The 15,654-nt window shown below is 34.7% G+C and carries 20 protein-coding genes; all 20 read left to right on the top strand.

The window, feature by feature from the left end:
- Positions 1–20 precede the first annotated feature (20 nt).
- Positions 21–3,554, top strand: a complete 3,534-nt coding sequence (gene rpoC / locus CSBG_RS16115) for a DNA-directed RNA polymerase subunit beta' (RefSeq protein WP_008681203.1) — start codon at positions 21–23, stop codon at positions 3,552–3,554.
- 153 nt (positions 3,555–3,707) lie between these two features.
- Positions 3,708–3,947 carry a ribosomal L7Ae/L30e/S12e/Gadd45 family protein gene (locus CSBG_RS16110; protein ID WP_008681202.1) on the top strand — a complete coding sequence of 80 codons (240 nt, stop codon included), beginning with the start codon at positions 3,708–3,710 and terminating at the stop codon, positions 3,945–3,947.
- A gap of 65 nt (positions 3,948–4,012) precedes the next feature.
- The gene (gene rpsL, locus CSBG_RS16105) at positions 4,013–4,393 is read left to right on the top strand and encodes a 30S ribosomal protein S12 (RefSeq protein WP_008681201.1); all 381 of its coding nucleotides are present in this window, start codon (positions 4,013–4,015) and stop codon (positions 4,391–4,393) included.
- A gap of 153 nt (positions 4,394–4,546) precedes the next feature.
- The gene (rpsG, locus tag CSBG_RS16100; protein WP_008681200.1) at positions 4,547–5,017 is read left to right on the top strand and encodes a 30S ribosomal protein S7; all 471 of its coding nucleotides are present in this window, start codon (positions 4,547–4,549) and stop codon (positions 5,015–5,017) included.
- A 75-nt stretch (positions 5,018–5,092) separates the two neighbouring features.
- The gene (fusA, locus tag CSBG_RS16095; RefSeq protein WP_008681198.1) at positions 5,093–7,156 is read left to right on the top strand and encodes an elongation factor G; all 2,064 of its coding nucleotides are present in this window, start codon (positions 5,093–5,095) and stop codon (positions 7,154–7,156) included.
- 186 nt (positions 7,157–7,342) lie between these two features.
- Positions 7,343–8,536, top strand: a complete 1,194-nt coding sequence (tuf, locus tag CSBG_RS16090; protein WP_008681196.1) for an elongation factor Tu — start codon at positions 7,343–7,345, stop codon at positions 8,534–8,536.
- Between the two features lie 623 nt (positions 8,537–9,159).
- Positions 9,160–9,468, top strand: coding sequence for a 30S ribosomal protein S10 (gene rpsJ, locus CSBG_RS16085; protein ID WP_008681195.1), 309 nt, complete (start codon positions 9,160–9,162; stop codon positions 9,466–9,468).
- A gap of 78 nt (positions 9,469–9,546) precedes the next feature.
- The gene (gene rplC, locus CSBG_RS16080; RefSeq protein ID WP_008681194.1) at positions 9,547–10,176 is read left to right on the top strand and encodes a 50S ribosomal protein L3; all 630 of its coding nucleotides are present in this window, start codon (positions 9,547–9,549) and stop codon (positions 10,174–10,176) included.
- 24 nt (positions 10,177–10,200) lie between these two features.
- On the top strand, positions 10,201–10,821 hold the full coding sequence (gene rplD / locus CSBG_RS16075) for a 50S ribosomal protein L4 (RefSeq protein ID WP_008681193.1): 621 nt from the start codon (positions 10,201–10,203) through the stop codon (positions 10,819–10,821).
- Positions 10,821–11,111: a 50S ribosomal protein L23 gene (gene rplW, locus CSBG_RS16070; protein WP_008681192.1), complete on the top strand. Its 291-nt coding sequence runs from the start codon at positions 10,821–10,823 to the stop codon at positions 11,109–11,111. The genes rplD and rplW overlap by 1 nt, the downstream gene beginning before the upstream one ends.
- A 64-nt stretch (positions 11,112–11,175) precedes the next feature.
- Complete coding sequence (rplB, locus tag CSBG_RS16065) at positions 11,176–12,009, top strand: 50S ribosomal protein L2 (RefSeq protein ID WP_008681191.1); 834 nt, start codon at positions 11,176–11,178, stop codon at positions 12,007–12,009.
- Between the two features lie 68 nt (positions 12,010–12,077).
- Positions 12,078–12,362: a 30S ribosomal protein S19 gene (gene rpsS, locus CSBG_RS16060; protein WP_008681189.1), complete on the top strand. Its 285-nt coding sequence runs from the start codon at positions 12,078–12,080 to the stop codon at positions 12,360–12,362.
- 21 nt (positions 12,363–12,383) lie between these two features.
- Positions 12,384–12,719, top strand: coding sequence for a 50S ribosomal protein L22 (rplV, locus tag CSBG_RS16055; RefSeq protein WP_008681188.1), 336 nt, complete (start codon positions 12,384–12,386; stop codon positions 12,717–12,719).
- Positions 12,720–12,738: 19 nt separating this feature from the next.
- Complete coding sequence (rpsC, locus tag CSBG_RS16050) at positions 12,739–13,407, top strand: 30S ribosomal protein S3 (RefSeq protein ID WP_008681187.1); 669 nt, start codon at positions 12,739–12,741, stop codon at positions 13,405–13,407.
- A 17-nt stretch (positions 13,408–13,424) separates the two neighbouring features.
- Positions 13,425–13,859 carry a 50S ribosomal protein L16 gene (gene rplP, locus CSBG_RS16045; RefSeq protein ID WP_008681186.1) on the top strand — a complete coding sequence of 145 codons (435 nt, stop codon included), beginning with the start codon at positions 13,425–13,427 and terminating at the stop codon, positions 13,857–13,859.
- Positions 13,859–14,071 (top strand): 50S ribosomal protein L29, encoded by a 213-nt coding sequence (gene rpmC / locus CSBG_RS16040; protein WP_008681185.1) that lies wholly within the window; start codon positions 13,859–13,861, stop codon positions 14,069–14,071. Before rplP ends, rpmC begins: the two co-directional genes overlap by 1 nt.
- A 22-nt stretch (positions 14,072–14,093) precedes the next feature.
- Positions 14,094–14,348, top strand: coding sequence for a 30S ribosomal protein S17 (rpsQ, locus tag CSBG_RS16035; RefSeq protein WP_008681184.1), 255 nt, complete (start codon positions 14,094–14,096; stop codon positions 14,346–14,348).
- Between the two features lie 28 nt (positions 14,349–14,376).
- Positions 14,377–14,745 carry a 50S ribosomal protein L14 gene (rplN, locus tag CSBG_RS16030; protein WP_008681183.1) on the top strand — a complete coding sequence of 123 codons (369 nt, stop codon included), beginning with the start codon at positions 14,377–14,379 and terminating at the stop codon, positions 14,743–14,745.
- A gap of 17 nt (positions 14,746–14,762) precedes the next feature.
- Positions 14,763–15,077 carry a 50S ribosomal protein L24 gene (gene rplX / locus CSBG_RS16025; RefSeq protein ID WP_008681182.1) on the top strand — a complete coding sequence of 105 codons (315 nt, stop codon included), beginning with the start codon at positions 14,763–14,765 and terminating at the stop codon, positions 15,075–15,077.
- 22 nt (positions 15,078–15,099) lie between these two features.
- Positions 15,100–15,642, top strand: coding sequence for a 50S ribosomal protein L5 (rplE, locus tag CSBG_RS16020; protein WP_008681180.1), 543 nt, complete (start codon positions 15,100–15,102; stop codon positions 15,640–15,642).
- Positions 15,643–15,654: the final 12 nt, after the last annotated feature.

Genomic DNA, 15,654 nt, shown 5'->3' with positions numbered 1-15,654 from the left:
TTTGAAGGGAGGATATACCCTTGTTTGAATTGAATAATTTTGATGCTATACAAATAGGCTTAGCTTCACCTAGTCAAATAAGAGAATGGTCAAGAGGAGAAGTTAAAAAGCCTGAAACTATAAACTATAGAACTTTGAAACCAGAAAGAGATGGTCTGTTCTGTGAAAGAATATTTGGACCTATTAAAGATTGGGAATGTCATTGTGGTAAATACAAGAGAGTTAGATATAAGGGAATAGTTTGTGACAGATGTGGAGTTGAAGTTACAAAAGCTAAGGTAAGAAGAGAAAGAATGGGGCATATTGAACTGGCTGCCCCAGTTTCTCACATTTGGTACTTTAAAGGAATTCCATCAAGAATGGGATTACTTTTAGATATGTCACCAAGAGCCTTAGAAAAAATATTATACTTTGCTTCATATGTAGTAATAGATCCTAAAGAAACACCATTATTAAAGAAACAACTTCTTAACGAAAAAGAATACAGAGAAGCTGTTGATAAGTATGGTGAAGAAAGCTTTATAGCTGGAATGGGAGCTGAAGCTGTTCAAGAGCTACTTGGAGAAATTAATTTAGAAGGTCAATCTAAGGAACTTAAAGAAGAATTAAAAACAAGCACTGGACAAAAGAAAGTTAGGATTATAAGAAGATTAGAAGTTGTTGAATCTTTTAGAAAATCAGGTAATGATCCAAGATGGATGGTTATTAATGTTATACCTGTAATTCCGCCAGATTTAAGACCAATGGTTCAATTAGATGGGGGAAGATTTGCTACTTCAGACTTAAATGATTTATATAGAAGAGTTATAAATAGAAATAACAGATTGAAGAAGCTTTTAGACTTAGGTGCTCCAGATATAATTGTTAGAAATGAAAAGAGAATGCTTCAAGAAGCAGTAGATGCACTTATAGATAATGGTAGAAGAGGAAGACCGGTTACAGGACCAGGAAATAGACCACTTAAATCATTATCAGATATGCTTAAAGGTAAGCAAGGTAGATTCAGACAAAACTTACTTGGTAAGAGAGTTGACTACTCAGGTAGATCAGTTATCGTTGTAGGTCCTGAATTAAAGATGTATCAATGTGGACTTCCAAAAGAAATGGCTTTAGAGTTATTCAAGCCATTTGTAATGAAGAAGTTGGTTGAAGATGGAGTAGCTCATAACATAAAGAGTGCTAAAAGAATGGTTGAAAGAGTAAATAATCAAGTATGGGACGTACTTGAAGAAGTTATTACTGATCATCCAGTTTTACTAAACCGTGCTCCTACTCTACATAGATTAGGAATTCAAGCTTTCCAACCAATATTAGTAGAAGGTAGAGCTATAAAACTACATCCACTTGTATGTACTGCATATAATGCTGACTTCGACGGAGACCAAATGGCGGTTCACGTTCCATTGTCAGTTGAAGCACAAGCAGAAGCAAGATTCTTAATGCTTGCAGCAGGAAATATAATGAAGCCTTCAGATGGTAAGCCGGTTTGTGTACCTACACAGGATATGGTATTAGGATCATACTATTTAACTATGGATAAGGCTGGAGCTAAAGGTGAAGGAAAAGTATTTGCTTCCAAAGATGAAGCTATTATGGCTTATGAAGTTGGAGAAATAGCTATTCATGCAGAAATTAATGTAAGAATATTTAAAGATGTTAATGGTGAAAAGAAATCAGGTATAATAAAAACTACAGTTGGTAAACTGATCTTTAATGAATCAATTCCTCAAGACTTAGGATTTGTAGATAGAAGCAATAAAGATGAAGAATTCAACTTAGAAGTAGATTTCTTAATAACTAAAAAGTCATTAGGTAAGATAATCGATAAGTGTTATGCAGTGCATGGTCCAACCAATACATCAATAATGCTTGATAAAATTAAAGCATTAGGATATCACTATTCATCAATTGGAGCTGTAACAGTAGCTGCTTCTGATATGATAGTACCAGAAGCTAAGTATAGACTACTTAAAGAAGCTGATGAAACTGTTGATAAGATCGAAAAGATGTATAAGAGAGGCTTCATATCAGAAGAAGAAAGATATGAAAGAGTTATTGAAAAATGGACTAAAACAACAGAAGATGTTGCGGACGCACTTATGAATAGTTTGGATAAATTCAATCCGATATTCATGATGGCTGACTCTGGAGCCAGAGGATCTAAGTCTCAAATTAAGCAATTAGCTGGTATGAGAGGACTTATGGCAAGTCCAACTGGTAAAATTATAGAATTACCAATTAGAGCTTCATTTAGAGAAGGTCTTGAAGTGGTAGAGTACTTTATATCTACCCACGGAGCTAGAAAAGGTAATGCCGATACAGCTCTTAAGACAGCTGACTCTGGATATTTAACAAGAAGACTAGTTGACGTATCACAAGATGTTATTGTAAGAGAAATAGATTGTGGAACAACAGAAGGCATCTATGTTTCAGAAATTAAAGAAGGTAATGAAGCAATCGAAGGATTAGCAGAAAGACTTTATGGTAGATATACAGCAGAACCAATAATTCATCCAGAAACTGGTGAGGTTATGGTAGAAGCTGATCAATATATGGAACTTGATGTTGCAGAAAAAGTTGCAGCAGCAGGTGTTAAGAAAGTAAAAATTAGATCTGTATTTACATGTAAATGTAAGGTTGGTGTATGTTCGAAGTGTTATGGTATGAACATGGCAACAGCACAAAAGATCAATATAGGGGAAGCTGTTGGTATAATTGCAGCACAATCAATCGGGGAACCAGGAACTCAGCTTACAATGAGAACATTCCATACAGGGGGAGTTGTTGGAGCCGATATTACACAAGGTCTTCCTAGAGTTGAAGAATTATTCGAAGCTAGAAAACCTAAAGGATTAGCTATAGTTAGTGAAATAACTGGTACAGTTAGAGTTGAAGAAACTAAGAAAAAGAGAACTGTATTTGTGATGGCTAATGATGGAGAAGAACGTAGCTATGAAATACCATTTGGTTCAAGACTAAAGGTATCTGATGATGATCTTATTGAAGCTGGAGATGAGATTACTGAAGGTTCAGTAAATCCTCATGACATAGCTGCAATTAAAGGTATAGATGGAGCTAGAAAATATCTATTATCTGAAGTTCAAAAAGTTTATAGACTTCAAGGTGTTGATATCAATGATAAGCACTTAGAGGTAGTTGTTAGACAAATGACTAGAAAAGTTAAAGTACTAGATTCAGGAGATACTGAACTATTACCAGGAACTATGATAGATATGTTTGACTTCGAAGAAGAAAATGCAAGAGTAAGAGAATTTGGTGGAGAAGAAGCTAAAGGCGAGCAAGCATTACTTGGTATAACTAAGGCTGCTTTAGCTACAGATAGTTTCTTATCAGCTGCATCATTCCAAGAAACGACAAGAGTTCTTACAGAAGCTGCTATAAAAGGAAAGATAGATCCTTTAGTAGGTCTGAAAGAAAATGTTATTATTGGTAAGTTAATACCAGCAGGTACTGGAATGATGAGATATAGGAATGTAAAGCTAGATGTCGAGGACGTTTTAGTGGAAGATGATGCATTAGAATCAATTGAATAATACATTGCAATTTTATTGACATGTGTATGCTTAAATGATAAAATACGAATTGTGTGATTTTAAAGCTACACTACAATATAATTGTCTACATGAATTCATGGAGGCAAAGTCATGAACTGAGCCTCTATGAACTTTTATATAGGGAGTGATTTCATGATAGATAGCATTGTAGGAAATAAATTAATTGGTATAAAACAATGTACTAAATCTATTAAAAATGGAAAAGGAACTGTTTTATATGTAGCTAAAGACGCAGAGATTAATTTAACTAAATCATTAATTGATTTGGGAATTGAAAAAAATGTAAAAATTATTTACATTAATACAATGAAAGAATTAGGAAAAATGTGTAGTATAGATGTTAAAGCATCTGCAGTACTAGTTTTAGAATAATTCATTAATAAGCTTTTATCTTAAATATTAGATATATAGATAAAAAAATTTCAGGAGGTGAAAAAATGCCAACTATTAGCCAATTAGTAAGAAAAGGCAGAAAAACTGTTATCAACAAGTCAACAGCACCAGCACTTAACGAGTGTCCACAAAGAAGAGGAGTTTGTACAGTTGTTAAAACAACAACTCCAAAGAAGCCTAACTCAGCTTTAAGAAAAATCGCAAGAGTAAGACTTACAAATGGATTCGAAGTTACTGCATACATTGGTGGTGTAGGACACAACTTACAAGAGCATAGTGTTGTTCTTATAAGAGGTGGTAGAGTTAAGGACCTTCCTGGTGTTAGATACCATATCGTAAGAGGAGCACTTGACTGTGCTGGAGTAGCTAACAGAATGCAAGGAAGATCAAAGTACGGTGCTAAAAAGCCGAAGGCAAAAAAGTAGTTTAAATCATAAGCTACGCTAGTGCTTGTCTTCAGCATTTACATAGATTTATAAATTAAGTTTATATAGATGAAGGAGTAAAGCACTTTACGGCAATGTTTAATTGCAGAGTACCAATGAACTTAAATTTATCATGTTAAGGAGGGAAGAAAAGTGCCAAGAAAAGGACATATTGCAAAGAGAGATGTATTACCAGATCCAATGTACAATTCAAAAGTTGTTACAAAGTTAATAAACAATGTAATGGAAGATGGTAAAAAAGGAGTAGCACAAAAAATATGCTACGACGCGTTTGAAATAATGGCGCAAAAAACAGGCAAAGATGCTTTAGAAGTATTTGAAGAAGCTATGAACAATGTAATGCCTTTATTAGAGGTTAAAGCTAGAAGAATAGGTGGTGCTAACTACCAAGTTCCTATCGAAGTAAGACCAGAAAGAAGACAGACTCTAGGAATCAGATGGATGCTAGATGCTGCTAGAAAAAGAGGCGAGAAAGTAATGGCTCAAAGATTAGCTGGAGAATTAATAGATGCAGCTAATAATACTGGAGCAGCTGTTAAGAAGAGAGAAGATACTCATAAAATGGCTGAAGCAAACAAAGCATTCGCTCATTACAGATACTAATAAACAAACTGTTTTGGCTTCTGCCAAAGCAGTTTTGTCGAATTTAAAATTACTCGTTGAGAGGAGGACATACAAATGGCTAGAAAATATCCGTTAGACAAATTCCGTAACTTTGGAATAATGGCTCATATAGATGCGGGTAAAACTACAACTACTGAACGTATACTATTTTATGCAGGTAAAACACATAAGATAGGTGAAACACACGAAGGTGCTTCACAAATGGACTGGATGGAGCAAGAAAAAGAAAGAGGTATAACAATTACTTCTGCCGCTACAACATGTGAATGGAAAGGTCATGAATTAAATATCATAGATACTCCAGGACACGTAGACTTTACAGTTGAAGTTGAAAGATCATTAAGAGTTCTTGATGGAGCTGTTACAGTTCTAGATGCAAAAAGTGGGGTTGAACCACAAACTGAAACTGTTTGGAGACAGGCGGATAAATACGGTGTACCAAGAATGATATATGTTAATAAGATGGATGCTACAGGTGCAGACTTCTTTAGATGTATCAACACTGTAAGAGATAGATTAAAGGCTAATGCAGTTCCAATACAAATTCCAATCGGATCAGAAGATCAATTCAAGGGAATGGTAGACTTAGTAACTAATAAGGCTATTATGTTCTATGATGATCTAGGAAAAGATGTTAGAGAAGAAGAAATTCCAGCAGATTTAGCTGATCAAGCTGAAGAATATAGAATGGCTATGATTGAAGCTGTAGCTGAAACTAACGAAGACCTAATGGAAAAATATCTTGAAGGTGAAGAATTAACACAAGAAGAAATAATGACTGGACTAAGAAAAGCTACTATAGCTAATGAAGTAGTTCCATGTATTTGTGGATCATCATATAAGAATAAGGGTGTTCAACAAATGATTGATGGTGTTGTTAACTTCTTACCATCACCATTAGATATTCCAGCAGTTGAAGGAACTACTTTAGAAGGTGAAGCAGATAAAAGAGAAGCTTCAGATGAAGCTCCAATGTCAGCTTTAGCATTTAAAATAGCTACTGACCCATTCGTTGGAAAACTTGCATTTACTAGAATTTATTCAGGAATTATGCAAAGTGGAACATACGTATTAAATTCAACAAAGGGCAAAAAAGAAAGAATAGGAAGACTTGTTAAGATGCACGCTAATTCAAGAGAAGAAGTTGAAGCATTAGAAGCAGGTGAATTAGGAGCTGTTATTGGATTAAAGAATACTACAACAGGAGATACTCTTTGCGTAGAAAGCAATCCGATAGTACTAGAATCTATGGAATTCCCAGAACCAGTTATATCTGTAGCTATCGAGCCAAAGACAAAAGCTGGTCAAGAAAAAATGGGCTTAGCTTTAGCTAAACTTGCTGAGGAAGATCCTACTTTCAGAACTCATACTGATCAAGAAACTGGTCAAACAATAATTGCAGGTATGGGAGAGCTTCACTTAGATATCATCGTTGACAGATTAACTAGAGAATTCAAAGTTGAATGTAACGTTGGAGCACCTCAAGTTGCTTATAAAGAAACAATAAGAAAAGCTGTTAAAGCTGAAGCTAAGTATGCTAAGCAATCAGGTGGTAAGGGTCAATATGGTCACTGTGTGATCGAAATGGAACCTACTGAAGGAGAATACGTATTTGAAAATGCTATAGTAGGAGGAGCTGTTCCTAGAGAATATATTCCTGCAATAGACAATGGTATTCAAGAAGCAGCTAAAAATGGTGTTATAGCTGGATATGAAACTATTAACTTCAAAGTTAAATTAGTTCATGGTTCATACCATGAAGTTGACTCATCTGAAATGGCGTTTAAGATTGCTGGTTCTATGGCATTTAAAAATGCTATGACAAAAGCAGATCCAGTATTACTTGAGCCAATGGAAAAGGTTGAAGTTACAGTACCAGAAGAATATATGGGAGATGTAATGGGAGACCTTAACTCAAGAAGGGGTAGAATAGAAGGTATGGAAGCTATAAACGGAGCTCAAATTATCAGAGCTATGGTTCCACTTTCAGAAATGTTTGGATATGCAACTACTTTAAGATCAAGAACTCAAGGTAGAGGTGTATACTCAATGGTATTCGATCACTTCGAAGAAGTTCCAAAGAGTGTTCAAGAAAAAATTAAGAGTGAAAGAAATTAATTCACTTTAGTTATAAATGTGATTAATGTTGCTCATAATTAAAATATGAGCAACGTTAAAAAATATAAATTTAAGTATATTAAATAATATGAGGAAAATTTATATAAGTATAGAAAAATAGAACTAAATTAGATATAATAACTAAGAAGGTTCATATAATTAATTTCCATAAAGGAGGATTTTACAATGGCAAAGCAAAAATTCGAAAGAAGTAAACCACACGTAAACATTGGAACAATCGGTCACGTTGACCACGGTAAGACAACTTTAACAGCTGCAATCACAACAGTATTAGCAAACAGAGGATTAGCAGAATCATTCAAATATGATGAAATTGATAAGGCTCCAGAAGAAAAAGAAAGAGGAATCACAATCAATACAGCACACGTTGAATACCAAACAGACAACAGACACTATGCACACGTTGACTGTCCAGGACATGCTGACTATGTTAAGAACATGATCACAGGAGCTGCTCAAATGGATGGAGCTATATTAGTTTGTTCAGCAGCAGACGGTCCAATGCCTCAAACAAGAGAACACATACTACTAGCTTCAAGAGTTGGTGTTGACTACATAGTTGTTTTCTTAAACAAGGCAGATATGGTAGATGACGAAGAATTATTAGAATTAGTTGAAATGGAAGTAAGAGAATTATTATCAGAATACAACTTCCCAGGAGATGATATTCCAGTAATAAAGGGTTCAGCTTTACAAGCATTAGAAAACCCAACAGATGAAAAAGCAATCGCTCCAATCCTTGAGTTAATGGAAGCTGTAGATAGCTACATTCCAACTCCAGAAAGAGCAACAGATAAGCCATTCTTAATGCCAGTAGAAGATGTATTCACAATCACTGGTAGAGGAACAGTTGCTACAGGAAGAGTTGAAAGAGGAGTTCTTCACGTAGGAGACGAAGTAGAAATCGTTGGATTATCAGAAGACAGCAGAAAAGTAGTAGTAACAGGAATAGAAATGTTCAGAAAGTTACTAGACGAAGCGCAAGCTGGAGACAACGTAGGAGTTCTTTTAAGAGGAGTTCAAAGAACTGACATCGAAAGAGGTCAAGTTTTAGCAAAAGTTGGATCAGTTAAGCCACACAAGAAATTTGTAGGTCAAGTATACGTACTTAAAAAAGAAGAAGGTGGAAGACATACTCCATTCTTCGATGGATACAGACCACAATTCTACTTCAGAACAACAGACGTTACTGGTTCAATTAAGTTACCAGATGGAATGGAAATGGTTATGCCAGGAGACCACATTGATATGAACGTTGAATTAATCACTCAAGTAGCTATGGACGAAGGATTAAGATTCGCTATCAGAGAAGGTGGAAGAACTGTAGGTTCAGGAGTTGTTACTAGCATAATCGAGTAATAATTTCTATAATATAAATTAAATAAAAATGTGATCACATTCAGAGAGTAAGGGGACGCCTTTGCTCTCTTTTTATTATGTAAAAGCCGATATAATATAAAATATAAAAGAATATATTGAGTATGTAGTTTCAATTTAATAAGTTGAACATTTAATAAAATTAATATATTAAAGAAATTCAAATAAAATATTTAAATTTCTTTGTAAATGATTAATATATTGCAATAGGTTAATAATCATAATAAGGAATAAAGTTCGGCAAAAATTACAAGAAAAAAATATGTTGATAAAATATAAAAACAAATATAAAATATATTTGCAAAAGGAATTATATTTTAAAAATATTACTCGAATATACTTTAAATTTTATCAAAAAAGGCCAAAAAACTCTTGAAAAGGCTATTTAAACATAGTATAATAAAGAAGTTGTATAGCAAACAGCGATGAGTCAGGAGGTTGCCGGACTTCCGGGTTAATTCTTGATGAGTATGTTAGGATCTAGAATCCGACGACAGGGGTTTTGTAAAACCATGTGATTAAGTATGAAACACGTGGAACAGTTTATAGAACATCCGCTGTTGTGCGTTAGAAGTAAAGCGTACATGAAAAGGAGGGAAACCAAGATGTCAAAACAAAAAATAAGAATCAGATTAAAGGCTTTTGATCACAATATATTAGATCAATCAGCTGAAAAAATTGTTGAAACAGCAAAGTCAACAGGAGCTAAGGTTGCAGGTCCAGTACCACTACCAACTGAAAAAGATGTTGTTACTATATTAAGAGCTGTTCACAAATACAAAGATTCAAGAGAGCAATTCGAAATCAGAACACACAAGAGATTAATCGATATCGTTAATCCATCACCAAAAACTGTTGATGCATTAATGAGATTAAACTTACCAGCAGGTGTGGATATCGAAATAAAGCTATAGTTAATACTTATTAAATAAACAGTTTGAACGGTTATGATTGTTAAACAATCCGCTAATACGTTTAGGAGGTGTAAATACATGAAAAAAGCTATATTAGGAAAGAAAATAGGAATGACTCAAATTTTCGATGCTAACGGAAAAGTAGTTCCTGTAACAGTAGTAGAAGCTGGCCCATGTGTTGTTGTTCAAAAGAAAACTATCGAAAAAGATGGTTATGAAGCAATACAAGTAGGTTTTGGAGACGTTAGAGAAAAATTAGTTAACAAGCCAAAGAAGGGACACTATGCTAAAGCAGGAGTTTCATTAAAGAGAAAATTAAAAGAGTTCAGATTAGAAGATTGCTCAGCTTATGAAGTTGGTCAAGAAATAAAGGCTGATTTATTTGAAGCTGGAGACAAAATTGATGTATCTGGAGTTTCTAAAGGTAAGGGATTCCAAGGTGTTATCAAGAGATGGAATGCTAACAGAGGACCAATGACTCACGGTTCTAAGTTCCACAGAGCAGTAGGTTCAATGGGTGCTTCATCAGATCCATCAAGAACTTTCAAGAACAAGAACATGCCAGGACATATGGGAGCTGTTAACACAACAGTATTAAACTTAGAAGTAGTTAAGGTTATAGCTGAGAAGAACTTAATACTAATCAAGGGTGGTATCCCAGGACCTAACAAAGGTACAGTAGTAATAAGAAACGCAGTTAAAGCTTAATTTCTGTAGAAAGGAGGAAACAGGATGCCTACAGTAGGATTATTTAATCAAGAAGGAAAACAAGTTGGAGATATCCAATTAAATGATAATGTGTTCGGAGTTGAAGTTAACACTGATGCTATGCATCAAGTTGTTGTTGCTTTATTAGCAAACAAGAGACAAGGAACTCAATCAGCTAAGACAAGAGCTGAGGTTAGAGGAGGCGGAATCAAGCCTTGGAGACAAAAAGGAACTGGTAGAGCAAGACAAGGTTCTATTAGAGCTCCACAATGGATCAAAGGTGGTATAGTATTCGCACCAAAGCCAAGAGATTACAGAATGTCAGTGCCAAAGAGCATGAGAAGAGTAGCTATGAAATCTGCATTAACTAGCAAGGTTCAAGACGGACAAATGGTAGTGTTAGAAACATTAGCATTCGAAGCTCCAAAGACTAAGAAAATGGTTGAAGTTTTAAAAGCATTTGATGCAAAGAAAACTTTAATAATAACTGGAGAATCTAATGAAGTACTTTACAAATCAGCTAGAAATATTGCTGATGTACAAATCATGCCAGTTAACAACATCAATGTTTATGATTTATTAAAGTTTGAGAAATTAATCATAACTAAGGATGCTGTATCAAAAATCGAGGAGGTGTACGCATAATGACAAGCTATGATATCATAAGAAAGCCTGTTATCACTGAAAAGAGTATGACTGCTATGGCAGACAAAAAGTACACTTTCATAGTTCAAATTAATGCAAACAAGGTTCAAATTAAGAAAGCTGTAGAAGAAATCTTCGGCGTTAAGGTTGAAAAAGTTCAAACAATAAGAACTATGGGAAAAACAAAGAGAATGGGCGTACATGTAGGAAAGAGAGCAGACTTCAAGAAAGCTGTTATTACTTTAACAGCAGACAGCAAGAATATCGAATTCTTTGAAGGAATGCAATAACGCAAATAAAGCGTATTATTGGTACATAAGTGCCAGAGAAGCTTAAAGTAAGGAGGGAATTTACATGGCAGTTAAAAAGTTTAGACCAACTACCCCATCAAGAAGAGAAATGACAATGGCTACTTTTGAAGAAATAACAACAAGTACACCTGAGAAATCACTTCTTGTTTCTTTAAACAAAAGCGGTGGTAGAAATGCTCAAGGTAAAATAACTGTTAGACACCACGGTGGTGGAGCTAAGAGAAAATATAGAATAATAGATTTCAAGAGAAATAAGGATGGTGTTCCAGCAAAGGTTGCTACAATAGAATACGATCCAAATAGAACAGCATACATTGCATTAGTTGTATATGCTGATGGTGAAAAAAGATATATAATTGCTCCAGTTGGATTAAAAGTTGGAGATGTTATAGTTTCAGGACCAGACGCTGATATTAAAGCAGGTAATGCTCTTCCATTAAAGAACATACCAGTAGGTACTTTCGTTCATAACGTTGAGTTACAAGTTGGTAAGGGTGCTCAAATGGTAAGATCAGCTGGTACTACAGCTCAATTAATGGCTAAAGAAGGTAACTATGCAACACTAAGATTACCTTCAGGCGAAATGAGATATGTAAGAATCGAATGTAGAGCTACAATCGGTACTGTTTCAAATACTACTAACGATATAATCAATATCGGTAAAGCAGGTAGAAAGAGACACATGGGATGGAGACCTACAGTTAGAGGTTCTGTAATGAATCCTAACGATCACCCTCACGGTGGTGGTGAAGGTAGATCACCAATCGGTAGACCAAGTCCAGTTACTCCATGGGGTAAACCAGCACTTGGATACAAGACAAGAAAGAATAAGAAGTATTCTGACAGATTCATAATAAAGAGAAGAAACGATAAGTAGCATGAAGAGAATCTAAATTTCTCTTCATGGCTTGTCAGCCTATAGATTATGAAGGGAGGCAAATTATAGTGAGTAGATCAACAAAAAAGGGGCCTTTTGTACATGAAGGACTTTTAAAGAGAATTGAAGAAATGAATGCTAGTGGAGATAAGAAGGTTGTTAAGACTTGGTCAAGAAGTTCAACAATATTCCCACAAATGATTGGTCATACAATTGCTGTTCACGATGGAAGAAAGCATGTTCCAGTTTTCGTTAGCGAAGATATGGTAGGACACAAGCTTGGTGAGTTCGCATTAACAAGAACTTACAGAGGACACGATTATGACGAAAAAGCAGCAAGAAAAAGAAAGTAATCCCGGAAAGGAGGAACATAAATGGAAGCTAGAGCTATAGCTAAATATGTTAGAATGTCTCCAACAAAAGTAGGAGTAGTTCTTGATTTAATAAGAGGAAAAAATATTCAAGAGGCTTTCGCTATTTTACAATATACTCCAAAAGATGCAGCTGTTGTTATAAATAAAGTTTTAAAATCAGCTGTTGCTAATGCAGAAAATAATCATGAAATGGATGTAGAAAGATTATATGTAGCAGAAGCATTCGTTGGTGCAGGTCCAACACTAAAGAGATTTAGACCAATGGATCACGGAAAAGCATTTAGAATTAACAAAAGAACAAGTAATATAACACTTGTAGTTAAAGAAAGAGCTTAGAAAGAAGGAGGGAAATCAAGTGGGTCAAAAAGTACATCCTCACGGACTTAGAGTAGGAGTTATCAAGGATTGGGATGCTAAATGGTATGCTTCAAAGAAGAACTTCGCAGACAATCTAATAGAAGATAACAAAATCAGAGAATTCGTAAAGAAAGAACTTTTCTCAGCTGGTATTTCAAAGATTGAAATCGAAAGAGCTGCTAAGAGAGTTAAGTTAAATATATATACTGCTAAACCAGGTGTAATAATTGGAAAAGGTGGAGCAGGAATAGAAGCTTTAAAAGCTAAATTAGCTAAAGTAACTGATAACAAAAACTTATTAATAAATATAGTTGAAGTTAAAAATGCTGAAGCAAATGCTCAATTAATGGCAGAAAATATAGCTGCACAATTAGAAAAAAGAGTATCATTTAGAAGAGCTATGAAACAAAGCATCCAAAGAGCTATGAGACTTGGAGCTAAAGGTGTTAAGACAGCTTGCTCAGGTAGATTAGGTGGAGCTGAAATAGCTAGAACTGAACAATATCATGAAGGAACAATTCCACTTCAAACTTTAAGAGCAGATATCGATTATGGATTTGCTGAAGCTGATACAACTTATGGAAAGATCGGTGTAAAAGTTTGGGTTTATAATGGAGAAGTTCTTCCAACTAAAAAAGTTGAAAAGAAGGAAGAAGTTAACGCATAAGAAAGGAGGAATTAGTCATGTTAATGCCTAAGAGAGTTAAGCATCGTAAGGTACAACGTGGTAGAATGAAAGGAAAAGCTACAAGAGGTAATTTCCTTGCATACGGAGATTTTGGTATTCAAGCTACAACTTGTGGTTGGATAACTAGTAATCAAATAGAATCTGCCAGAATTGCTATAAACAGATATATCAGAAGAGGAGGAAAACTTTGGATAAAGATTTTCCCAGATAAGCCAGTAACTGAGAAGCCAGCTGAAACAAGAATGGGTTCAGGTAAGGGTTCGCCAGAATATTGGGTAGCAGTAGTTAAACCTGGTAGAGTTTTATTCGAACTATCAGGAGTTAATGAAGAAGTTGCAAGAGAAGCTATGAGACTTGCATCACACAAGCTTCCTGTAAAGTGTAAATTCGTTACAAGAAGAGATTTTGAGGAAATGGGTGGTGAAGAATAATGAAGGCTAGAGAATTAAAAGAATTAAGAGCAAATAATCCTCAAGATTTAAAGGTTAAATTAAATGACCTTAAGGCTGAGTTATTCAACTTAAGATTCCAATTAGCTACAGGTCAATTAGAAAATCCTATGAGAATAAGAGAAGTAAAAAAATCTATAGCCCAAATCAAAACCATCATAAGAGAAGAAGAGATCAGGGCTTTCGAGCAGTAAATCTGAAAGGAGGTAACTCTTAATGGAAAGAGGATTAAGAAAGAAAAAAATAGGTAGAGTTGTTTCAGATAAAATGGATAAGACAATAGTTGTTGCTGTTGAAACTAAGGTTAGACACCCATTATATGGAAAAACAGTTAATAGAACAACTAAGTTTAAAGCTCATGATGAAAACAATGAAGCTAAAATGAATGATAGAGTTTTAATTATGGAAACTAGACCATTATCTAAAGATAAGAGATGGAGACTTGTTGAAATAGTTGAAAAAGCTAAATAGGCTTTAAGACTGAAAGGAGGGTAATTCAATGATACAACAACAAACCTTACTAAAGGTAGCAGATAACTCAGGTGCAAAGGAAATAATGTGCATAAGAGTTTTAGGCGGATCAAAGAGAAAGTTCGGTAACATTGGAGATGTAATAGTTGCTAGCGTTAAAAGTGCAACACCAGGCGGAGTTGTTAAAAAAGGAGACGTTGTAAAAGCTGTTATAGTTAGATCAGTTAGAGGATTAAGAAGAGCTGATGGTTCATACATTAAGTTTGATGAAAATGCAGCTGTTATTATAAAGGATGATAAGCAACCAAGAGGAACTCGTATCTTCGGACCAGTTGCTAGGGAGCTAAGAGATAACGAATTTAACAAGATTTTATCATTAGCACCTGAAGTTCTATAATAGAGGAGGTGTCTCATTTGAAGGTACATGTTAGAAAGAACGACACAGTTGTAGTTGTTTCAGGTAAAGATAAAGGAAAAACTGGTGAAGTTTTAAAAGTAAATCCTAAAACAGGCAAAGTTATTGTTCAAGGAGTTAATATAGTTAAAAAGCACCAAAAGCCAACTAGAGCTAATGCTCAAGGTGGAATAATTGAAAGAGAAGGAGCTATATACAGCTCAAAAGTTATGTTATACTGCACAAAGTGTAAAAACGCTACAAGAATTAGTAACAAAATCTTAGAAGACGGTACTAAGGTTAGAGTTTGTAAGAAGTGTGGAGAAACATTCTAGAATCTGAAAGGAGGTACTAATTATGACAACAAGACTTCAAGAGAAGTATCAAAAAGAAGTAATTCCAGCTATGATTGAAAAGTTCGGATATAAAAATATAATGGAAGTTCCAAAGCTTGAAAAGATAGTTATCAACATGGGAGTTGGAGAAGCTAAGGACAATCAAAAAATATTAGAAGCTGCAGTTAATGATTTAAGCATAATTGCAGGTCAAAAGCCAATCTTAACTAGAGCAAAGAAATCAGTTGCTAACTTTAAGATAAGAGAAAACATGGCTTTAGGATGTAAGGTTACATTAAGAAAGGCAAAGATGTATGAATTTGCTGATAAGTTAATGGCTATTGCTCTTCCAAGAGTTAGAGATTTCAGAGGAGTTTCAAGCAAAGCTTTTGATGGTAGAGGAAACTACTCACTAGGAGTAAAAGAGCAATTAATATTCCCAGAAATTGAATACGATAAAATCGATAAGGTTAGAGGAATGGATATTATCTTCGTAACAACAGCTAACACTGACGAAGAAGCAAGAGAATTATTAAGATTCCTTGGTATGCCATTTGCTCAATAATAAGGAGGGAAA

The sequence above is a fragment of the Clostridium sp. 7_2_43FAA genome (genome assembly GCF_000158375.2).
In the GTDB taxonomy this organism is placed as follows: Bacteria; Bacillota; Clostridia; order Clostridiales; family Clostridiaceae; genus Clostridium; species Clostridium tertium.
This window is presented reverse-complemented; position numbering and strand designations above follow the sequence as displayed.